General features: G+C 37.1%; 25 protein-coding genes. 16 read left to right on the plus strand and 9 right to left on the minus strand.

The window, feature by feature from the left end; all coding sequences use genetic code 11:
* Window positions 1-156: 156 nt before the first annotated feature.
* The 3 genes from mecA (at window position 157) to pepF (ending at window position 4,068) form a co-directional block, all read left to right on the plus strand.
* On the plus strand, window positions 157-825 hold the full coding sequence (gene mecA / locus IHV09_RS04675) for an adaptor protein MecA (protein ID WP_197263742.1): 669 nt from the start codon (window positions 157-159) through the stop codon (window positions 823-825).
* Between the two features lie 156 nt (window positions 826-981).
* Window positions 982-2,154 (plus strand): competence protein CoiA, encoded by a 1,173-nt coding sequence (locus IHV09_RS04680; RefSeq protein ID WP_197263743.1) that lies wholly within the window; start codon window positions 982-984, stop codon window positions 2,152-2,154.
* A gap of 96 nt (window positions 2,155-2,250) precedes the next feature.
* On the plus strand, window positions 2,251-4,068 hold the full coding sequence (pepF, locus tag IHV09_RS04685) for an oligoendopeptidase F (protein WP_197263744.1): 1,818 nt from the start codon (window positions 2,251-2,253) through the stop codon (window positions 4,066-4,068).
* Window positions 4,069-4,118: 50 nt separating this feature from the next.
* Here pepF and IHV09_RS04690 read toward each other — a convergent pair whose 3' ends face one another.
* The 5 genes from IHV09_RS04690 to IHV09_RS04710 all read right to left on the minus strand — a co-directional run bounded on the left by IHV09_RS04690 (window position 4,119) and on the right by IHV09_RS04710 (window position 7,297).
* Entirely contained in the window at window positions 4,119-4,295 is a 177-nt protein-coding gene (locus IHV09_RS04690; protein WP_197127538.1) for a hypothetical protein, read from the minus strand.
* Window positions 4,296-4,549: 254 nt separating this feature from the next.
* Window positions 4,550-5,452, minus strand: a complete 903-nt coding sequence (locus IHV09_RS04695; RefSeq protein ID WP_197127539.1) for a ClpXP adapter SpxH family protein — start codon at window positions 5,450-5,452, stop codon at window positions 4,550-4,552.
* Window positions 5,436-5,849, minus strand: a complete 414-nt coding sequence (locus tag IHV09_RS04700) for a globin (RefSeq protein WP_197263745.1) — start codon at window positions 5,847-5,849, stop codon at window positions 5,436-5,438. Before IHV09_RS04700 ends, IHV09_RS04695 begins: the two co-directional genes overlap by 17 nt.
* Before the next feature lie 166 nt (window positions 5,850-6,015).
* Complete coding sequence (locus tag IHV09_RS22610) at window positions 6,016-6,687, minus strand: lytic transglycosylase domain-containing protein (protein ID WP_255520067.1); 672 nt, start codon at window positions 6,685-6,687, stop codon at window positions 6,016-6,018.
* Window positions 6,688-6,715: 28 nt separating this feature from the next.
* Window positions 6,716-7,297 carry a CYTH domain-containing protein gene (locus IHV09_RS04710; RefSeq protein ID WP_197263746.1) on the minus strand — a complete coding sequence of 194 codons (582 nt, stop codon included), beginning with the start codon at window positions 7,295-7,297 and terminating at the stop codon, window positions 6,716-6,718.
* Window positions 7,298-7,423: 126 nt separating this feature from the next.
* Here IHV09_RS04710 and IHV09_RS04715 point away from each other — a divergent pair, with 126 nt between their 5' ends.
* The 4 genes from IHV09_RS04715 to IHV09_RS04730 are packed head-to-tail and all read left to right on the plus strand — an operon-like array spanning window position 7,424 to window position 10,173.
* Window positions 7,424-7,822: a hypothetical protein gene (locus IHV09_RS04715; RefSeq protein ID WP_197263747.1), complete on the plus strand. Its 399-nt coding sequence runs from the start codon at window positions 7,424-7,426 to the stop codon at window positions 7,820-7,822.
* A 2-nt stretch (window positions 7,823-7,824) separates the two neighbouring features.
* Window positions 7,825-8,466, plus strand: a complete 642-nt coding sequence (locus IHV09_RS04720) for a GTP pyrophosphokinase (protein ID WP_197128202.1) — start codon at window positions 7,825-7,827, stop codon at window positions 8,464-8,466.
* 14 nt (window positions 8,467-8,480) lie between these two features.
* The gene (locus IHV09_RS04725) at window positions 8,481-9,275 is read left to right on the plus strand and encodes an NAD kinase (protein ID WP_197263748.1); all 795 of its coding nucleotides are present in this window, start codon (window positions 8,481-8,483) and stop codon (window positions 9,273-9,275) included.
* Between the two features lies 1 nt (window position 9,276).
* Entirely contained in the window at window positions 9,277-10,173 is an 897-nt protein-coding gene (locus IHV09_RS04730; RefSeq protein WP_197263749.1) for an RluA family pseudouridine synthase, read from the plus strand.
* Window positions 10,174-10,233: 60 nt separating this feature from the next.
* On the opposite strand, the gene prpE is transcribed toward IHV09_RS04730, so the two are convergent.
* Together prpE and IHV09_RS04740 are read right to left on the minus strand one after the other, a co-directional pair.
* Window positions 10,234-10,974 (minus strand): bis(5'-nucleosyl)-tetraphosphatase PrpE, encoded by a 741-nt coding sequence (prpE, locus tag IHV09_RS04735; RefSeq protein ID WP_197263750.1) that lies wholly within the window; start codon window positions 10,972-10,974, stop codon window positions 10,234-10,236.
* A gap of 67 nt (window positions 10,975-11,041) precedes the next feature.
* The gene (locus IHV09_RS04740) at window positions 11,042-12,199 is read right to left on the minus strand and encodes an FtsW/RodA/SpoVE family cell cycle protein (protein ID WP_197127546.1); all 1,158 of its coding nucleotides are present in this window, start codon (window positions 12,197-12,199) and stop codon (window positions 11,042-11,044) included.
* Window positions 12,200-12,348: 149 nt separating this feature from the next.
* Here IHV09_RS04740 and IHV09_RS04745 point away from each other — a divergent pair, with 149 nt between their 5' ends.
* The 3 genes from IHV09_RS04745 (at window position 12,349) to fabI (ending at window position 15,340) form a co-directional block, all read left to right on the plus strand.
* Complete coding sequence (locus tag IHV09_RS04745; RefSeq protein ID WP_197263751.1) at window positions 12,349-14,193, plus strand: monovalent cation:proton antiporter family protein; 1,845 nt, start codon at window positions 12,349-12,351, stop codon at window positions 14,191-14,193.
* A 119-nt stretch (window positions 14,194-14,312) separates the two neighbouring features.
* On the plus strand, window positions 14,313-14,459 hold the full coding sequence (locus IHV09_RS04750; protein ID WP_197191259.1) for a hypothetical protein: 147 nt from the start codon (window positions 14,313-14,315) through the stop codon (window positions 14,457-14,459).
* Window positions 14,460-14,560: 101 nt separating this feature from the next.
* Window positions 14,561-15,340, plus strand: coding sequence for an enoyl-ACP reductase FabI (gene fabI / locus IHV09_RS04755; RefSeq protein ID WP_066393169.1), 780 nt, complete (start codon window positions 14,561-14,563; stop codon window positions 15,338-15,340).
* A 113-nt stretch (window positions 15,341-15,453) separates the two neighbouring features.
* Here the strand turns inward: fabI and IHV09_RS04760 are convergent, their stop codons facing one another.
* Window positions 15,454-15,831, minus strand: a complete 378-nt coding sequence (locus IHV09_RS04760; protein ID WP_197127549.1) for a hypothetical protein — start codon at window positions 15,829-15,831, stop codon at window positions 15,454-15,456.
* Window positions 15,832-16,106: 275 nt separating this feature from the next.
* Here IHV09_RS04760 and IHV09_RS04765 point away from each other — a divergent pair, with 275 nt between their 5' ends.
* The 4 genes from IHV09_RS04765 (at window position 16,107) to IHV09_RS04780 (ending at window position 18,293) form a co-directional block, all read left to right on the plus strand.
* Complete coding sequence (locus IHV09_RS04765; RefSeq protein WP_197191257.1) at window positions 16,107-16,337, plus strand: hypothetical protein; 231 nt, start codon at window positions 16,107-16,109, stop codon at window positions 16,335-16,337.
* Between the two features lie 31 nt (window positions 16,338-16,368).
* Window positions 16,369-16,578 (plus strand): hypothetical protein, encoded by a 210-nt coding sequence (locus tag IHV09_RS04770; RefSeq protein ID WP_197263752.1) that lies wholly within the window; start codon window positions 16,369-16,371, stop codon window positions 16,576-16,578.
* A gap of 62 nt (window positions 16,579-16,640) precedes the next feature.
* Window positions 16,641-17,573: a glycosyltransferase gene (locus IHV09_RS04775; protein ID WP_197263753.1), complete on the plus strand. Its 933-nt coding sequence runs from the start codon at window positions 16,641-16,643 to the stop codon at window positions 17,571-17,573.
* Complete coding sequence (locus tag IHV09_RS04780) at window positions 17,574-18,293, plus strand: glycosyltransferase (protein WP_197263754.1); 720 nt, start codon at window positions 17,574-17,576, stop codon at window positions 18,291-18,293.
* 52 nt (window positions 18,294-18,345) lie between these two features.
* On the opposite strand, the gene IHV09_RS04785 is transcribed toward IHV09_RS04780, so the two are convergent.
* Window positions 18,346-19,404, minus strand: a complete 1,059-nt coding sequence (locus tag IHV09_RS04785) for a glycosyltransferase family 4 protein (RefSeq protein ID WP_197127554.1) — start codon at window positions 19,402-19,404, stop codon at window positions 18,346-18,348.
* 179 nt (window positions 19,405-19,583) lie between these two features.
* On the opposite strand from IHV09_RS04785, the gene wecB reads away from it, so the two are divergent.
* Both wecB and IHV09_RS04795 read left to right on the plus strand, forming a co-directional pair.
* Window positions 19,584-20,675 carry a non-hydrolyzing UDP-N-acetylglucosamine 2-epimerase gene (gene wecB / locus IHV09_RS04790; RefSeq protein ID WP_197127555.1) on the plus strand — a complete coding sequence of 364 codons (1,092 nt, stop codon included), beginning with the start codon at window positions 19,584-19,586 and terminating at the stop codon, window positions 20,673-20,675.
* Window positions 20,668-21,654: a polysaccharide biosynthesis protein gene (locus IHV09_RS04795; RefSeq protein WP_197127556.1), complete on the plus strand. Its 987-nt coding sequence runs from the start codon at window positions 20,668-20,670 to the stop codon at window positions 21,652-21,654. The genes wecB and IHV09_RS04795 overlap by 8 nt, the downstream gene beginning before the upstream one ends.
* Window positions 21,655-21,658 lie beyond the last annotated feature (4 nt).

The following is a 21,658-nucleotide window of genomic DNA, read 5'->3' on the forward strand; positions in this document are numbered from 1 at the left end:
ATTTCCATATTTTCCGTTTTGTCATAGAATAAGGTACAAGAGGTTTAATTGTGATTGATGTAATTTTCGACGGAGAACATTTGGAAATAAGATTTGCTTTTTTCTAGGGGTATTTATCCCTTCACGAACAAACCGGAGAGAAGGGAGAGAAGCAGGATGGAAATTGAAAGAGTGAATGAGTTCACCATTAAATTTTTCATTACGTACAGAGATATTGAAGATCGCGGTTTCGATCGTGAAGAAATATGGTCTGATCGCGAAAGAGGAGAAGAACTCTTTTGGGAAATGATGGACGAAGCACATCAGCAAGAGCAGTTTCCATTAGAAGGTCCACTGTGGATTCAAGTTCAGGCTCTGGATAAAGGTCTCGAAATTATTGTAACTCGTGCTCAAATGTCCAAAGACGGTAAAAAAATTGAGCTTCCTATAGGCGATGATAAATTGGATTTACCGGTTGATCAAAATATTGAACAAATATTGGATCAACAGTTTCAAGCGGAAGAAGACTTTGATGAATTAGAAGAAACAGAAGAAGACTATTTATCCTTCCTCATTTCTTTTGGAGATTTTGAAGATGTTATCTCTTTAAGTCATACCATTGATTCTTCGTCTTTTGAGAATTCGCTGTTTCATTTCGAGGGTAAATATTATTTGTATGTGACATTTAATGTAGAAACTTCAGATCGAGAACAAGACGACCTACTAGCCCAACTATTGGAATACGGTAACGACTCTGATCTATCTGTTTACCGCATACAAGAGTATGGAAAGACGATTGTTGCAGAAGACGCATTAGATCACGTACAACAATATTTTAAATTATAAGAGATAACCGATTTCAGCTATTTTGAAATCGGTTTTTGTTTTTTTAATAGGAAGTTTTGAACAAAAATGATAGAGATTCATAACCGATTAGAGAAAATGAAGATGTGAAGTTTCTACAATCTTCGTTCATCATGATGATTGTGGAGGTGAGACGGATTGTTAGTCGCTCTTTTTAATGATCAGTATGTTGATATGGTTGGAGAAACGACGAAGGAAGAATGGTATCAAAAAAATAAGTCTGGAAATTTACGCTGTCCAGTCTGTCAGAATAAAGTCATACCGAAATGTGGAACCAAAAAGACATGGCATTTTGCTCATCATTCTTTTAGAGAATGTAACGGATATCATGAAGGAGAAACCGATTATCATCTGCTAGGAAAAAAAGGATTATATAAATGGCTTATTAATGTAGATGAAGAACCAATTCTTGAATATTATTTACGGGATATTCATCAGCGTCCAGATTTGCTTCTCGAAAAATATCAGCATGCTATTGAGTTTCAATGTGCAACAGTCACAGGCAATGATCTGAGAAAAAGAATAGCAGGATTTGAGTCTCTAAACATGGAATCCGACTGGATTTTTGGTATGAAACGTATAAAGCAAAAAGGACCAAATTTATTCTATATTCAAAGCTCTGATCTATCCGCAGCAAAAAAGGATGACAATGGCCACTTATATCTCAATTACTATTGTCCCCTTAAAGAACAATTTCTGCTGCTTAGAAATATAATTCCTCTTTCACAAACAAAAGCTGCTGCTCATGCACATGCGTTCTCAACGAAAAATTTCACGGATATACAATGTTTATCAAAAACATTTACGAATTTAAAACAGGATAACTTAAATTATAACGCTTTATGGAATAAACAAAAAACGACATGGAGAATGACGGCTTTTAAGAATAATTCTCCTGGTGTTATGTATTTTAAAAAAGTTTTATATTTTAATCACCGTTCCTTAACTTTGTTTCCCTCTATTGCGGGTATCCCTTCAAAAGATTACTATCACATCGAAACATCATCTTACTTGTGGCAAACGTATATGCTGTTCTTGATTGAACAGTTGCCGCCTTCACTATTCTCCTTAAACTTTATACACTTGGAATTTCAAAGATTGCTGCATAAACGAATTCTGCAAAATAGAGATTTTCCTTATCTTAATGAATCTTGGAAAGATGCAATCCATGGCTACTTAGATTTTTTAGTCGACCATCTGCTCATAGAAAAAGTGTCAGAAGGAACATTTAGAAAGCTGCAGCGTGTTCATTATCCTAAAACTTTGGATGAGGCGTTTAAACTAGACGAAATTTTCAGTGAAAAGTCGTAATTTTTGACTTTGCTTAAGCATTTTCTGGTAATATGTAGATATACATAAGGAGAAAGTATTCCTACTATTCTCTTTAATTTACTTGGAGGTGTATGTATGTCTCAAACTAAAACGAAATCATTGCCAAAACGTAATGAAGTCCCTGTTTCAGATACGTGGGATTTAGAAGCAATATATGCGTCAGATGATGTATGGGAAAAAGAATTCAATGAAACGAAAAACCTGTTGCCTGAACTAAAATCTTTTCAAGGAAAACTTGGAGAATCGGCGGAAACACTTTTTTCATATCTTCAAAAACAAGACGAAGTAACGAAAAAGCTTGGTAAACTTTATACATATGCTCATATGAGATACGATCAAGATACAACGAACTCCATGTACCAAGGTTTGAATGACCGTGCTTCGAACTTAGCAACTCAAGTAAGCAGTACAGTCTCATTTGCAGTACCAGAAATTCTATCTCTATCTGAGGACGCGTTGGTTCAATTCTTACAAAGTCACGAACCATTAAAGTTATATAAACAAGCGTTAGATGAGATTAATCGTCAGCGTCCTCACGTACTTTCGAAAGAAGAAGAAGCACTCTTAGCAGATGTAAGAGAAGTAGCTAATACTTCTAGCAATACATTTGGTATGCTGAATAACGCTGACCTTAAATTCCCAGTTATTAAAGACGAGAACGGGGAAGAAATCGAAGTAACACATGGACGTTATATCCGCTTTTTAGAAAGCTCAGATCGTAGAGTAAGAGAAGATGCTTTCAAAGCTGTATATGGCACATATGATTCTTACAAAAATACATTTGCTAGCACTCTTGCAGGAACGGTAAAGCGAGATAATTTCTTTGCAAAAACTAGAAAGTTTAGTTCAGCTCGTGAAGCAGCATTGAACAACAATAACATCCCTGAAGCAGTTTATGATAATTTAGTAAAGACAGTAAATGATAACCTTGGATTATTGCATCGTTATGTTCGTTTGCGTAAAAAAGCGCTTGGACTTGATGAACTTCATATGTATGATCTTTATACGCCACTTGTAAAAGATGCAAAGATGGAAGTGAGCTTTAAAGAGGCTCAGCAGCTTGTATTAGACAGTTTAGATCCGATGGGCGATGAGTATAAAGAGATCGTAAAAGAGGGCTATGAGAAGCGTTGGATCGATGTACATGAGAACGCAGGTAAACGAAGTGGTGCCTACTCATCTGGTGCTTATGGAACAATGCCATATATCCTAATGAACTGGCAAGATAACGTAAACAACTTGTTCACACTCACGCATGAGATCGGACATTCTGTTCATAGTTACTACACACGTGAGAATCAACCTTATCCTTATGCGGATTACTCAATCTTTGTTGCAGAGGTTGCGTCTACTTGTAATGAAGCTTTGTTGAATCATTATATGTTAGAGAAAACATCTGATAAAAAAGAAAAGTTGTACTTGTTGAACCACCATTTAGAAGGCTTTAGAGGTACTGTTTTCCGTCAGACGATGTTTGCAGAATTCGAACAAGAGATTCATGTTCGTGCAGCGAATGGTGAGCCGCTAACGCCAGAACTATTAACGAAAATCTATTACGATCTGAATGTTAAATATTTCGGTGATGATCTAGTGATTGATAAAGAGATTGGTCTAGAGTGGGCTAGAATTCCTCATTTCTATTACAATTTCTATGTTTATCAATACGCAACTGGATTTAGCGCGGCAGCTTCCTTGTCTAAACAGATACTAGATGAAGGAAAACCAGCTGTTGATCGTTACCTAGATTTCTTAAAAGCAGGAAGCTCTGATTATCCGATCGAAGTATTGAAAAAAGCTGGTGTGGATATGACTACTCCAGAACCAATTGAAAATGCTCTTAAAGTTTTTGAATCCATTCTTGATGAGATGGAAGAACTGCTTTTTGAGAAGTAAACACAAAAAATCCTGTCCAGAACTCTGGGCAGGATTTTGTTATGTTTGTTCTAGCCTATTCTTCTTAGTTTTGATCGGTAGTTATAACACAGTGTTGTTAAAAGTACGGCGATAAAGAGTCCCGGAATCGCTAAAATTTTTGGTGCCATGTTTAACAGAGAGAGCACAAAGAAATAAAAACTCCCTGCAAGTGAAAGTAAACTCACCAAAATCATAATCAAATACATAAAATTCTCCCTCCCTTTGTACATGTTTATTCATGTAGGGGAAGGATATGCAAAGCGTGTCCGAATATTAAAGGCTCATCTCCACAAACTGTTGCTATCCTCTAGGTATTTTTCATTTCTCTTCCTATGCAAGTTGATTAAAGCGCAAGGTTGCCGACTCCTATATGGATCGAGCGATCGGTCTGAAATGAGGAAGTGGCTCGTTCAGTCTCGACAAGCAAGAGTAACTCAAATAAAAAAACCGCTGAACATAATCAGCGGTTGGGGAGGTATCTCCAAAATGTTCCGTACTTTACAGGGACTCGTTCAACTTTTTGCTGCAGTACGAGACGTTTTAATCTCTTTTCTGCTTCTTCACAACTAATCTGATATACAACTGAAACCTCTTTTGTAGCTACAAATGAGTAAGAAGAAAGAAAGTCTTCTAATTCAGGAAGCGGTGAAGGCTCCAATGGAACCTCAGTCATTTCTTTAAGGATCTGCACATAAACATCATAGGAATAACAGCCAGATATTTTAATTCCATCATCATCTGTTTTGTCATTAAAAACAATGAGTGTTGGGATTTGAGTAACATCCATTTCTTGTGAAAATTTTAAATCACAGCGAAGAGCTTTAATCGTAGCTTCAGATGAAAGATCACTTAAAAATTCATCTTCGTCTAAGTTAACAGAGCGAGCTATATCTAATAATACGTCATCGTTTCCAATGTTTTGTTTGTTTAAGAATAAGTTTTCTCTGAGCTTTCTTAAGAACTTCATTCCTTGCTGCTTTCCTTGTAACTCAGCAGCTTTTATAGCTAGCGTTGCTTTATGAGGGGCAGAAATGGGGTTTTCCAACCATACATCTCCATCACAGCTCATACCAGAAAGGGAAGCTGTTTTTTCCCACTTCTCAGCAATTTGTTCAGCGGTATTAATCCCCTTTTTTCGAGGTACGTACGTATTGAGTGATTCCAGGCTGCCACTAACAAAATGGCGTAATGTGAAATAGTGGCCGTATTGGACTTGTAATTTTTTAATAACAGGCTCTAATGACCAGCATTCTGGGCATAGCGGATCGATGACAGAATAGATTTCCAATGGCTTTTGACAGGCATGGTTTTTGTTGTTCTCTTGTTCGTCATAAAAGGAATTGGAATTATACAGTGTCAGCATTCTCGCCCCTTTCTGAATCCTCCGTATTAACCATATGAAAAGCAGTCATTTTTAATCGGCTTAACAGTATGTTTTGCAATTCAGGTTCTATTTTTTGAATCGTCATCGCTTTTTCCATACAGGCTATCCATGCTTTTGCGTGCACATGTGTTATGGGAAAAGGCATGTGACGCGCTCTAAGCATAGGATGTCCATGTTCCTCAGTATATAGTGGCGGCCCGCCAAAAAACTGGCTTAAAAATTGTGTTTGTTTATAGGCAGTCTCTGTTAAGTCGTCAGGAAAAAGTGGAGAAAGCAATGAATCTTGACTGACTAGATTGTAAAAAGTAGTAACAAGTTTTTCAATACCTTCCTTTTCTCCTAACAGATCATATGGTGTTTTTGATTCGTCAAACATGGTCCAAAAGCTCCTTGCGTCAATTTGTAATTTTATTGTAGCAAGGTTCATGAATAGTAAGCAAACAATATGAATAGAGAAGGATGTTCGTAAGTTTGTAAATCTCCGTAATGCCGCTATAAAATGGAGTATGGAACCCAATAAAAAAACCCTCAGAATTTGAGGGTTATACGAGTGATTGATACGTATTCATAATTTTATTAACGTAAGAAATCGTTTCTTTAAAAGGGGGAATACCATTATATTTTGCTACGTTTCCAGGACCAGCATTATAAGCGGCAAGTGCAAGTTTCTGATTGCCATCATATTTATCAAGCATCATCTTTAAATACTTTGTTCCGGCTTCCACGTTTTGTATAGGGTCGAATGGGTTAGTAACTCCTAACGACCTTGCCGTTGCAGGCATCAGTTGCATCAGCCCTTGAGCACCTGCATGGCTTTCTGCAGTTGTTTTAAAATTAGATTCGTGTTTAATGACTGAACGAATAAGGTTAGGATCCACTTCAAATTTCCTAGCTGTGTTTTCAATCAGCTCATCTAGGTTTTTAGAAGGTATGCTTAACTTTTCACTTGAAGTCGGTAATGCTGGTGTTACTGGTAATGAGTAAGGTGTACTTGTATACGCAGTGAAAGGATGAAGCGTTTGTCCAAAGTTGGGCTTAACATTAGTTTCCAGATCACTTGTGCCTCCAACATGTGAATAGGCTTCTTGCAACAATGCTGCAAAAGGACTTGCTGATGTATTTTGCATACTAGAGAAAGAAGAAGACGAAGCATTTACATTCAACTGCTGAAGTGCTTGAATTTCCATAAGTGCCTTATATGACTGAATATTCAAGAGATATCCTCCTAAATGGAATAACGTTTTACTTATTTCTACGGCTCTCATTAAAGAATCGTGCAATTTTGCTTTCTGTATCTCTAACAGGAATCTGTTTAATAGAAAGCAATTCATTAAAAGTATTTAGTCCACTAGTATAATCGGCAGATTCGTATTCTATTTCATAGTCGATTTTACCTAAATAACGATTTTCATCTAAAACAAGAAGGCCATCTTTATACGGAAACTCAACACGAAATGTAGTGAGCTCTCCTAAATATGTAATTTTCTTTGCATCGATATTCATTTTACTAATTTGATCAGAGACTTCTCCTGAGGGCAGCGGTTCTCCTTTTAATAATTCTTCAAAAATATGCTTAGAAACATTTTGGTGGGTTTCAAGAATATGTTTGTCTAATTTTTGTTTAAGCGTTAGCGTGTTTTCATTATTTTTTGTTCGAACTCGTAAAGCACTTTTCTGGTGTTTAAGTTCAAAGTATTGGGTATCAAAATAATAGTTGGTCTGTTTATGAAAATCTTCTTGCTGAACATCAAACTCATCGATAAGTTTTAAGAATTCAAGCTGTGTTAGCAAATTCTTAAACTCAATTTCAATTTCTTGAGACACTTGGTTTATCCCCCTATAGCTATACTTAAGTTAACTTATTATCTCATAGCGATTACTGCATCTCAATTTCTTATTAAACTCCTATTTTGTGTTACACTAAACAAGAAGAAACAGGAGGTTGTTAACATGATGCCACGACGATTGAATGTGCAGTCAACTGCATGGAATGAAAATAAGCTGATTCTGCTTATTCAAAATGAATCAAACAAAGGAATTTCTGATTGGAAAGACAGTGAAAGAATGCTAGTAGATTCTGATGGGTTAGCATTCATCTATGTTCTTGAGGATGAAGAAGGATTCATTTATATCTCAATTGATAATAATCATTGGAACGAAGTGAAAAGAGCACTCCAAAAAGATGCGGTTTTCGTTGTTCAAAATGAAAAGAGAGAAGAGCTTGAACTTACTGCTTTCTCTGGAGAAATGGACTTTTTGACAGACAATATACAAGGAAATGCTAACTATGGTCAAGAGATGGAAGACGAAGTGATCAAGATTTTTGGAACTGGGGAAAAAGCCCAATGAACATGGACTGGGAAGCGCTATTAATTCCGTACAAGCAAGCAGTTGATGAGCTTAAAATAAAATTTAGAGGTATGCGGGAGCAATTTGAAAAGTCAAATCAGCATTGTCCGATTGAGTTCGTTACGGGAAGAGTGAAACCCATTAAGTCAATCGTGAACAAAGCTTATCAAAAAAACATTCCCGATCAACATCTAGAAACGGAAATTCAAGATTTAGCGGGACTTAGGATCATGTGTCAGTTCACTGACGATATTACCACAGTGATTAACTTGTTACGTCAACGCAATGATTTTACTATTGTTGAAGAACGAGACTATATCACACATAAGAAGCCAAGTGGATATCGGTCGTATCATATCGTTATCGAATACCCTGTTCAAGTACTAGATGGGGAAAAAAAGATTCTTGTAGAAGTTCAAGTCCGCACACTGGCTATGAATTTTTGGGCTACAATCGAACACTCTATGAACTATAAGTATCAGGGACAAATTCCTGAAGATATCCGTCAAAGGTTGCAAAGGGCTGCAGAAGCTGCAAATAGACTAGATGAAGAGATGTCTCAGATCAAAGGGGAAATTCAAGAAGCTCAGCTTGTGTTTTTGGAACGCAATGATAAATCCAATGAAACTAATTTAGGATCATAAAGGATGGAGAGAGAATGAAATTTGCCATCGTATCAAAAGGAGATAACAAATCAAATATTTTAACGGGAAAAATCCGGGCATATTTGGAAGAGTTTGAACTGGTTTATGAAGAAAAAGAACCAGAGATTGTAATAACAGTAGGTGGAGATGGAACTTTGCTTCATGCATTCCATCATTATGTGCATCGCATAGACAAGACTGCTTTTGTTGGTGTTCATACCGGTCACCTTGGCTTTTTTGCAGACTGGCTGCCTGAAGAGGTGGAAAAGCTCGTTATACATATCGCAAAAACACCTTTTCAAATTGTTGAATATCCATTACTTGAGGTTACAGTAAGATATATTGATGGTTTAGATGAAAAAAGATATCTAGCTGTTAACGAATGTACGGTGAAAAGTGTTGAAGGATCCCTCGTTATGGATGTTGAGATCAAAGGAGAAAAATTTGAAACGTTCAGAGGCGATGGTCTTTGTATTTCAACTCCTTCAGGAAGTACGGCTTACAATAAAGCATTAGGTGGAGCGATCATCCACCCGTCTCTTGCATCTATTCAATTATCAGAAATGGCTTCTATCAACAATCGTGTATTCCGAACGATAGGCTCGCCGCTTGTTCTTCCGCAGCATCATACTTGTATATTGAAACCAGTAAACGATGTAGATTTTCATATAACGATTGACCATCGATTCTTAGTTCAGAAAAAAGTGAAGTCGATACAATATCGAGTAGCTGAAGAGAAAATTCGTTTTGCTCGTTTTCGTCCTTTTCCATTCTGGAAAAGAGTTAAAGAATCATTCGTCGGAGATTAATATGAATAAATTTACAATTACATGGTATGTGCAAAATGAAGAAGCTCCCATTCTTTTACGGGAGTATTTAAAAAACAAACAGATTTCCAAAGCAGCGCTGACCGATATTAAGTTTCACGGCGGCGCTCTTTTTGTTAACAAAAAAGAAGTAACAGTCAGAACCGCTCTTAACGGTGGTGATGAAGTCACAGTAAGGTTTCCTTCAGAAACAAAAAGCTCTTCAATGGAAGCGGAAGATATACCATTAGACATTATTTTTGAAGATCAACATTTTATTGCTGTTCATAAACCAGCTGGAATGCCAACGATTCCTTCGCTTTATCAGCCAAACGGGTCTCTAGCTTCAGCCGTTTTATACTATTATCAGCAACATGATATCCCAGGTACATTTCATGCGGTAAACCGCTTAGACAAAGATACATCAGGTATTGTATTAATAGCGAAACACCGATTCGCCCATTCGCTCATGTCTAAACAGCAAAAAGATAAAGTGATAAAGAGGGAATATATTGCATTTGTTCACGGAGAGTTAAAGGATGTAAGAGGAACGGTGGATCGTCCGATCGCAAGAAATCCAGAGAGTATTATTGAAAGAATGGTAAGTGGAGATGGCCAGCGATCAATCACTCATTATGAAACAATAGATTATGTGGAAGAAACAAACTTTACCGTTGTCTCATTACGATTAGAAACAGGCAGAACACACCAAATCAGAGTACATATGTCTTCAACCGGTCACCCTCTACTTGGAGATGACTTATATGGTGGTTCATTAGAACTGATTCAACGACAGGCTTTACATAGTGAGAAAACCTCATTTATCCATCCATTTTCAGAGAAGCTCATTACGTTAAAAGCTGATTTACCTTTAGACATGAAAAATCTTTGGAATCAATGATAAATACGCGCTAAAACGTTAAAAGAGGAGTGTTGCCCATAGGCTCGGCACTCCTCTTTTTTAATCGTGAAAAGACCGAAACTTTTCAGGAACATATGGCATGGCTGACGGTACGCTAATTGTCTCCATTTCAGGATAACGAAGGGCGCTAAGCTTACCACCGAAGACGCATCCTGTATCAATATTCCACGTATTTTGAATATGACGCACTTCTTCAACAGGTGTATGTCCATAAACGATGGTGATTTTTCCAGAGTGATTTCTTGCCCAATCTCTTCTCACGGGGGTTCCATCAGGGTTTGACTTCCCTGTTATATCTCCATATAGAACGAATGTTTTTACTCTATCATGAGTTTGGCCAACATAATCTTCTCGTATTCCTGCATGAGCAACGACTAACTTACCGTGATCGAGATGTAGATAAAGAGGAGCACTTTCGTAAAGGGTACAAAAATGATCTCTGACTTTTTGTCTTTCAACAGGATTGAGCGCGTTAAGTTCCGCAACAGTTGTTTCGAGTCCATGTTTAATCTGAACGTTGCGTCCTAAAAAGTATCGATACAGCTTGTTACAATGATTGCCTGGTGAGTATAGGGCTAGATCATTTTGTACAAGTTCATATACATGTTCCATTACTTTTATTGATTCTGGGCCACGATCCATCAAGTCACCTAAAAATACGAGTTTTCGGTTGTCTTTATGTACAGGAAGGTTGTTATTCCATTGATATCCCAGCTTCGTTACAAGTTCTTCGTATTCCTTAAAACATCCATGAATGTCACCGATAATATCATATTTCATGTCCATCACCTCATAAACATTAGGATACTTCAAAGTCAAAAGAAAAACACCTGATAAATATCAGGTGCTATTCAAACATATATTTAGTCGTTCTCGATCGAACGTTTAATACGAGCCCAAAGGCAATCATGTATGCGAGTATCGAACTTCCTCCATAACTGATGAAAGGTAGGGGAATACCTGTGATCGGCATAACTTGAATGTTCATTCCAATGTTCTGGAACACTTGGAAAGTAAGCATACCAATTACTCCTGCACATAAGTAACTTCCAAAAGCTTCATTGCTCTCAAGAGCGGTATTGATCATTCTGTAAACCATCAAGAAGAATAGAGAAATAACGATACTTGTTCCGAAGAAACCAAATTCTTCACCGATGATCGAGAAAATAAAATCAGTTTGTGCTTCTGGCAGATAAACAGAACCTTCTGTGAAACCTTTACCAAAAAGCATTCCGCTGCCGATCGCGAGTAGTGCGTTTCTTGTATGATATCCCGCATCTTTATGTTCATACGGTTCAAGCCAAGCGTAGAAGCGATTAAGCTGATACTGATCGAGAATATGATCCACAAAAAATTGTGGAAAGGTAAAATATATCCAAACTAGGATTGATATGAACAAGATAAAGGAAAGAATAAGGATAACAATAATTCTCCATCTAATTCCGGATACTAATAAAAGACTTCCTGTGATCGCCATAAATACAAGACTCGTACCTAGGTCAGGCTGCATAAGGACAAGCAGTGTAGGGAAACCAGCAATTAACGCAATTTTACCAAGCAATAACAGGTCTTCATGCAATGTGCGAACAATATACTTTTCATTGTGAGTAGCAATTGTATTGGCGATGGCTATGACTAGAGCCACTTTTACAAGTTCTGAAGGCTGCAAGGCGAAAGGACCAAATCTGTACCAGCTCTGCGCACCATTGATATTTGGAACTATGCTCTCAGGAGCGACTAGAATACCAAGCAGTAACAGGATACCGAACCCATATACGTACCAAGATAATTTTCTAAACTGATCAAAATCTAATACCATAACACCGACTACAGCAATTCCACCGATAACGTACCAAACGAGCTGCTTTATGACGAAGTTGCTGCCGTATTGATCCATCATCTGCGCGCTATAGATGGCAACACAGCTCGTGATGACCATTAAGAACAAAAGAAACAAAAGATTGTAATCGAGTTGCTGCCATGGTGACTTGTGGTTATTCTGCATGTGGATCGACTCCTTAAAGTAAAACAATAACATGTATTATCTTACCTAAAAATAAAGTGTTTGCAAATCATTTTGAGTATAATCGTTTGACATTTCTTTTTCTGCTTTACTATAGTAAACCAATAATATAAAGAAACGACGGAGGTTTTATGGAAGAACATGCATCGTTTACTTCATTAGTATTAGTCATTCTTACAGCATTTTTCGTTCCTATTCTGCTAAACAAATTTAGGCTGCGAGTAATACCTGTTGTTGTAGCGGAAATCATTGTAGGTATTATTCTAGGAAAGAGCGGCTTTGATGTCGTCCATTCTGACGCATGGCTTGAGATCTTATCCGTACTCGGTTTTATTTTCTTAATGTTTTTAAGTGGCCTAGAAATTGATTTTAGTATCTTTGCAGGCGAGTCCAATTCTAAGAAAAAGAAAGCAGAGAAGAAAGAACCGAATCGTATATTCGTTTCAAGCATCATTTTTCTCTTCATACTGATCCTGTCATACGGATTATCTCTTCTTTTTGTTTGGGGTGGCTTTACAGAAAGTGCGTTCTTTATGACGCTTGTTATCTCAACCATCTCACTAGGCGTAGTTGTCCCAACATTAAAAGAAGAAAAGTTATCAAAGACAACCATTGGTCAAATCATCTTATTAGTTGCGGTAATTGCTGATCTTGTAACCATGATTTTACTTGCTCTTTTTGTTTCAATGGAATCAGGAGATCCAAGCAGAATGTGGCTGTTACTTATCCTTTTTGCCGCAGGAGTTCTATTATATTTTGTCGGGAAACAAATGAGACATAGATCATTTCTCGACACGATGTCAAAAGGAACGATACAGCTAGATACACGGGCTGTCTTTACATTAATCATCGTTTTGGTCGGACTTTCTGAATCGGTTGGGGCAGAGAACATATTAGGCGCTTTCTTAGCAGGGGTTCTCGTTTCTCTCCTTTCACCCAATAAACAACTGGTTCATAAACTCGATTCTTTTGGATATGGATTTCTAATACCTATCTTTTTTGTAATGGTAGGGGTTGAACTGGATATTCGTTCGATATTTGCTGATCCTAAAGCATTAGCACTGATACCGTTATTATTGATCGCGTTGCTTATTTCTAAGTTTTTGCCTATTTTGTACCTTCGAAAGTGGTATGACTGGAAAACGGTAACGGCTGCAGGGTTCTTATTAACTTCTACACTGTCGTTGGTGATCGCTGCTGCTAAAATTGGAGAACGAATCAATGTAATTGATGCCCGAACATCATCAGCATTAATCTTAACGGCTGTTATTAGCGCAATCATTACACCTATATTCTTTAAAAAACTGTTTCCGAAAAAAGAGGAAGCGGAAGCGGGTAAAGAACAACTTGTATTTGTTGGTGCCAATCAATTTACACTGCCGTTAACGACAGAGCTTGATCAAACTCGTTTTGAATATCGACTATATCACACGAAACAAGAAGAAAAAGACCAAAAACAACTGGATAGCTTTAAAATACAAGAGCTTGATGATTACGAAACAACAACATTAATGCAGGCAAATGTTTTTGATACAGATATTATTGTATTAGCAACAGGAAGCGATGAAACAAATGAAAACCTTGCTCTGATTGCAAAAGAGGAAGGGGTGGAACGAGTTGTTGCTCGTATTGAGGATCCACTAAAGAGGGATGCACTTAAAGACAAAGGGATTGAAGTATATTCTGTTTACTTTTCTTCTCAAGTGTTACTAAAAGCGTTAATCGAAAATCCTGCGGTAGTGGATATCCTTACAACGTCAGATAATAGTCTGAATGAAATTCTTGTCGAAAACAGTGCTTACCACAGAACAGCTTTAAGAAACTTTCCTTTTCTTGGGGATAGCATTATCGTTCGTATCTACCGAGGAAAAGAGTCAATCGTTCCGCACGGTGATACCGAGATTTTATTAGGAGATAAAATGGTTGTGACGGGCAGTAAGCAACAAGTGCTGCAGATGAGACAAATATTAGGTTAATTCAAAAAGCACTGGCTTTTAAGTCAGTGCTTTTTGTTTGCCTAAAAAAGATAAGTCCTAAATTACTATAAAAATGAGCATGCTAAGCGTAAAGATAAAATATAGGGAGTTGAAATGATATGATGCCAGTTGTTCATTGTCCAAAATGCGGAAAAGAACATGATCTTAATGGAGAGGTCTTAATCGCTCAATCGAATCAAAATGTGATTTATCGCTGTGATTCATGCGGTTTTGAAGTGAAAGATATTCAGACTAGTAAAGGTTAATAGTGAAAATCCTCTCTACTTCTGTTATACTAATTAGGACTTGGTACTAATAACAATTACTAATAAATAAAATGAACAGATTGATGGGGAGGAAGCTTTATATGTATCAGCTATCATTAGAAAACAAAACGTTTGTAGTAATGGGTGTTGCAAATAAGAGAAGTATTGCTTGGGGAATTGCACAATCTCTTTCAAACGCAGGTGCCCGCCTAGTATTTACATATGCAGGCGAAAGATTAGAGAAGAATGTTCGAGATCTAGCAGAGTCACTAGGAAGAAATGATTCAATCGTCCTTCCTTGTGATATTACGAATGATGAAGAAATTAAAAAGACTTTCGCTACATTAAAAGAAGAAGTTGGCGTGATCCATGGACTTGCTCATTGTATCGCTTTTGCCAACACAGAAGAACTAAAAGGCGAGTATTTAAATACAACGCGTGAAGGTTTTCTTCTTGCTCATAATATTTCATCCTATTCACTCACTGCTGTAGTTAAAGAAGCTCGTCCACTAATGACAGAAGGCGGAAGCATCGTGACGCTAACATACCTTGGTGGAGAAAGAGTAGTTTCTAACTACAACGTTATGGGTGTGGCAAAAGCTTCACTAGATGCAAGTGTGAAGTATCTTGCAAGTGACGTAGGTAAAGATGGTATACGTGTTAATGCGATTTCAGCTGGTCCAATCCGTACTCTTGCTGCAAAAGGAATCGGTGACTTTAACTCTGTACTAAAAGAGATCGAAGAAAAATCACCACTTCGTAAAGCAAATACACAAGAAGAAGTAGGCGATGCTGCACTGTTCTTGATGAGTGACTTGGCTCGTGGAATCACGGGAGAAATTCTTCACGTGGATAGTGGTTATAACACAATCGCTAGATAATTAAATGATAATAAAAACCCCTTCGAAGGCTCACAATGGGCTCCGAAGGGGTTTTTTGACGTTTTACCTTGCTCTCAATGGGAAGGTAAGCCGTTTGGTAATTGCAGTCTCTATTAACCTAGAGCTCCTGCGCCGTTTCCTGTAGTTTGTGGTACGCATACGATACCACAAATGCAGCGACAGTCGATTACAAACGTTTGGTTTAACGCAGTCGTTGCATCCAAGTAAGAGAATACTGCACAGCTGCTGTCGTCGTCAAAACGAACTAATGTAAAGATAGTAGGTGTAGTTTCTCCACCAAGAGAAAGAGGTGTAGAAGCACCTTTCAATACGATTAGAAGTCTTTGCTGAGCAGCCATGCTGCAGAAATTACCGTTTGTGTTTGCGATGTTGTTTAACAACTCACATACACAAGACTTGTTTCTTGACCGTGATCCACCTGCAGCTTCTCCATTTCCGCCACAGCAAGATCCTTTAAATAGGCTAGACATTAAATTGCCTCCTTATAGATTAGATACATGTACCTGAACGTTTCATCAGGGTTAATATACTATATTAAAGCAGGCTATTATTTGCATGAGACATGTACCTAGTTAATGCCCAATCTTCTATAAATAGGTTTTAGCCCTTTCTTCTAAACTTCTTAAATTTCCGCTCATATACTAGTCGATTCATCTATGCACAAGTTGTAATTTTTCATATCTATATATAAAGCTAGTACAAATTTTAGCTAGCTTGTTTTATTCCTGAAGGGAGAAAGATTTATATGGCGATTTTTGGAACACAAAACTTAAGAGCGAGATTAATTCAAGCTGCACGACTAGCTACGAACATTGATGTTATTTATGTACCAACAACTCAAGTAGCAGCAGCTCCAGATCTAACTGCAGTGACTATTACTGAGGTACAAGCAGACTTCATCATTGTAAACGATGGAACTGTTAACTATTTAGTACCTATCGATAAGATCATCACAATCCAAGATATTAGCATCTAATTGTAATTTTGTTAAGAAAGGAGTTGTAATAATGGGATTGATTTTTAGAAGATTGTTCAATGGATTACTTGGACAAAATACAGTTATCACGCAAGTATACACTAGCTGTGAGGAAACAAATCTTTTTGGTGTCACTGTTGTTAGTGTTGAAGAAAATTTTGTGGTATTCTCTGGTGCAGGTTCTGGTGCAGGATCAACGTATTATATCCGCATAGACCACATTCTTGGTATCGAGCTTTAATCTAACACGAAGACTTCATGTTTACATGAAGTCTTTTCAATTTATTTAGAAAGGATTAATCAATGAGTAAAATCAACATACTCTTTATCACAAAAGACACTAGCCAATTTATTGATAAATCAAGTCATTATTTATACCAAGAACTTCAAAAACATGTGAATGTTGAAGTGTGGAGCGAACATGCTTCTATTCAACATATTCTTTCACGTGTTCAAAGGAAACCTGATTTCATATTATTTAATGATATTCACAAAAACTATAGTCCTTTTATAAATGGACTCGAGACATTGAACGTACCATCTGGGATGATCGTTCACGATTTGCATTACAACCCAAAATTACGTGAGAGGATTATGAAATTAAGTTGTATTAAAGTTTTATTTCCTCATTATAAAGAAGCTTTTATCCAAACTTTTCCTTCACTATCAGATAAGGTACATTGGTTCCCTCATCATGTGAACGAAAATGTTTTCAAAGATTACCAGATTACAAAAGAAACAGACGTTTTAATGGTAGGTGCAAACTATCCGCATCTTTATCCTCTTAGAGCCAAGATCATGCAAGAGATGAAAACTTTTAGTGGTTTTAAAACCTTCAAGCATCCTGGATACCGTGATATAAAAGCGCATGAGAAAGAAATTATCTCAGGCGCAGAATATGCAAAAGAAATAAATGCTGCCAAGATATTTATTACATGTGATTCGATCTATCATTATCCACTTTTGAAGTATTTCGAAGTATTAGCCTCAAAAACATTGTTGCTAGCTCCAGGTTCACCAGAATTATATGAACTTGGATTTATTGATGGTCAAACATTCGTACAAATTGATCTCAATAATTATAAAGAAAAGATCACTTATTACCTTGCTAACGAAATAGAACGGAATGTTATCGCTAGACAAGGATATAAGATGGTTCACGAGAGACATATCTCGAGCAAAAGAGCTCTTGAAATGATACACAAAATACAAACAATTATTGAAAGGAAACTTTGAATGGATAAAGTATCTATTATTATCCCATTTTACAACTGTACTTATGTCACACACGCTATACAAAGTGCGTTGAATCAAACGTACAAAAATATCGAGATTATTGTCGTGAATGATGGATCGTTTCAACATAACGAGAAATTAGAACCTTATAGAGATCAGGTTACGATTCTCTCAAAACCAAACGGTGGAACGGCAAGTGCATTGAATACAGGCATTAAAGCTGCAAGTGGTGACTTTATTTGCTGGCTAAGTTCTGATGACATGTTTCTTCCAAACAAAGTAGAACGTCAGGTTGCTTTTATGAATGAAGTAGGCGCGCTGATAAGCAGTACGAACTTCAGACTTATGAATGAGGATAATGTTCTTACAAGTTCAACACTCGGTTTCGATAACACTGATTATTTGGCATTTCTAAAAGTTATGAGAAGAAGCTGTGTGATCAATGGATGTACAGTTATGATGGATAAAAAACTCATTCAGCAAATAGGATACTTTGATGAAGAGCTTCCGAGTACGCAAGATTATGATTATTGGTTACGAGTAATCTGTTCGGACATCCTATTTTTTCACTACAATCAGCCGTTAACCCATTATCGCGTGCACAGTGAAATGGGTTCACAGGTACGTAAACCGTCGATAGGAAAAGAAGTTAAGCTTGTCTCTAAAAGATATAAAAGAATGATGACTCAACAGATCGTTAAACGAATTAAAGGCACATAAAAAAGCCCTCTTTAGGAGCTTTTTTTGTGAACAAACTTAGGATATCTGTATTTTATTTTAAAATATTCATAAATTCTTGGGCATACGTATCCAGGTTAAATACATCTAAGTGATTGTATGCTTGATCTATAATACTAGAACGTAACACCACATTGTTAACCAGTTCTAATGCTTCCGGAACAGCCGTTTCAATTCTAGCATTCGTGTAAAATTTACCAGTTTGATTATGAGCGATGAATGCTTTTACACCATCTGAATCAGAAGAGAGAACAGGGCATCTGCAGCTCATCGCCTCAATGACTGCGTACCCGAATCCTTCTACTTTAGAAGTCGATAATAAGAATCCTCCAGAATCCCCGATCATGGAAAAGTAGTTGGCCATCTGTTTATGAGGGATGTTGGCATGCAGCTTTAAGGAAGTGCTTAACCCCATCTGAGTCACCAGTCTATTAAATTTCATCCGCTCCTTTTGATCGCCTAGTGTATCGTCTATGAACATCCAAAATTGAGTGTCAGGTCTATGCTTTAAGAAGCGAAAGGAAAACTCTAAATAATCTTTCCAATTTTTATTCTCTTCAATTCTCCCAACCCAGCCAACGATCGGAAAGCTCGGTTTTTCCATTGAAACATAACAAAATTCATCTTTATCAAAACAATTATGAAAGCAATATTTAGGTGTGGAAGGATAGTAGGCTTGAATCAAGTTGATTAGATGAGGTGTATTAGGAAAAAGGATTCCGTTAGAATATGTTTCCACGTTCGGCTTTGCCTGAAGCAAAATTTTTTCAGCGTTTTGGTAACTACCTAACCCTTGCACCTCATATATAAGTTTACCTGTAAACCCAAGCTTTCTTATACGGTGAAGTAAGTTAATGTCTGAGCAAACGAAGATGGCATCAAAATCATCCATTATTATTCTTTTAATCTCTTCATCATTATTTGTGATATAAGTAGTAATCTCAGAAATGTTTTGCATGCCTGTACCATTCTGAAGGTAGAGAAGATGACAGTCGATGCCGTGGTTCTTAAGGGCTTTACAGCGTTGACGGTTCAATGTTTCCATGCCGCCGCTAGGTAAATAAAAAACAAACAAAATTTTAGCTGTGATCATACGGTAGCTCCTTTTAAATTCTATAAGCCATTGTATGAATTCATAGAAAAGATGTTCTAAACACTCACTCTGAAGGGGTGCCTTTTTTTGTTTGTACAGGGTAGGGGTCTAGTCCACATTGGGAATACAATCATAGTTTAATATAAAGTTTTAATTTTAATTATGGAAGGAGAGTTTCATTGAAAATAGTAACTATTCTTGGAACACGTCCTGAGATCATACGGCTGAGTTTGATCATCAAAAAACTAGATCAATTAGCAGATCAACATGTTTTGATTCACACAGGTCAAAACTTCACACCTTCATTAAATGACGTGTTTTTCCAAGAGTTTCAACTTAGAAAGCCAGACTATATTTTAATGAGACAACAATTTTCTTTCGGAAATCAAATTGCACATCTGTTTTCAGAGCTAGAGAAAATATTGCTACACGAGAAGCCGGATAAAGTTTTGGTCCTAGGTGATACGAACAGTGCTCTTTCTTCTATTGTTACAGAAAGGTTAAACATACCAGTTGTGCATATGGAAGCGGGTAACAGATGTTTTGACCTAAATGTACCAGAAGAGAAAAACAGAAAAGTAATTGACGCCATCTCTACCTTTAATCTGCCATATACCAAATACAGCAGAGAGAACTTAATAAGAGAAGGTGTTCCTGTTAACCGAATCATGGTTTCAGGTAACCCGATCTATGAAGTGTTAACTCAATTTGCAGAACAGATTGATAATAGCAGAATTCTAGAAAAATTAAATGTTTCAAAAGGAAAGTATATGTTAGTCACAGCCCATCGTGCTGAGAACGTGGACAATCACGTTCATTTAAAAGAGATTTTAACAGGTTTAAATTTAGTTGCAGAACATTTTAAAATGCCGATCATCTGCTCTATTCACCCACGCACAAAATCAAGGATTCTAGAAAGCAGCACGGTACAGATGAACCCATTCGTACAATTTCATGAACCATTTGGATTCTTTGACTTTGTAAAGTTAGAAAAGCACGCATTTTGTGCACTAACAGATAGTGGGACCGTTCAAGAGGAATGTTGTTTATTCCAAGTGCCGACTGTAACGATGAGAAATAGTACCGAGCGGCCAGAAACCGTTGAGTGTGGCAGCAATTGTGTTTCAGGTGTTTCAGCCACACAAATTTTAGCTTCAGTAAAAGTAATGACAAATCAGAAGAAGCAATGGTCCATTCCCGAAGGCTATGGAGATTTAGATGTTTCAGATCGAGTCGTAAAGTTTATTTTAGGAGGAAATAGTATTGTTTAATAAAAGAATTTTAATTACGGGGGGCACGGGATCTTGGGGTCATGAGCTAGTCAAACAGCTTCTGCCAAAAGAACCGAAAGAAATAATCGTTCTCTCGCGTAATGAAGCAAGTCAAGTAGCTATGCAAAGACAGTTTGATTATAATCCCAAGCTTACCTTTATGATTGGTGATATCAGAGATAAAGATTCCTTAATGAGAGCGAGCGAAGGCATCGATTATATCTATCATCTTGCAGCATTAAAGCATGTACCCATCTGTGAGCTCCAACCTTATGAAGCATTGAAAAGCAATATTCAAGGAACACAAAACGTAATCGAAACAGCCATTCATCATAAGGTGACGAAAGTGATCTATATTTCAACTGACAAAGCAGCGAACCCTTCTAATCTTTACGGAATGACGAAAGCGATCGGTGAAAAGTTAATCATTCATGCAAACCTATTAAGTAAGCATACACGATTTGTGTGCGTAAGAGGCGGTAATGTTTTAGGCACAAATGGTAGTGTTATTCACGTGTTTAAAAGTCAGATCAAGAACAAAGGACAAGTGGGCATTACTGACTTTGAAATGACGCGGTTCTTCTTAACTTTAGAAGAAGCGATCAGTCTATTATTTAAAGCCACTTATGAGAGTGTAGGCGGTGAGATCTTTGTTATGAAGATGCCTACGTGCAAGATTACAGATCTAGCACAAGTTCTTATTGATGCTTCAGGAGAAAAAGGGGTAAAGATGATCGAACTTGGAAAACGTCCAGGAGAGAAGCTTCATGAAATCCTATTATCTGAATATGAAAGTACAACGACAGTCCTTTTTGATAATGAATACTTTGTAATTCTACCTACTATTGATATAGACGGATTGAATGAACACTATGCATCTTTCGATAAAGTAGAGCTTGAAAGCTATAGTTCTGAGACGGATTTAATGACGAAAAAAGAGATTCATCAGATGCTCGTTGAAGGTGGATTTCTGTCTTGAAGAT

This window comes from Fictibacillus sp. 23RED33, assembly GCF_015903925.1.
Taxonomy (GTDB): domain Bacteria; phylum Bacillota; class Bacilli; order Bacillales; family Fictibacillaceae; genus Fictibacillus; species Fictibacillus phosphorivorans.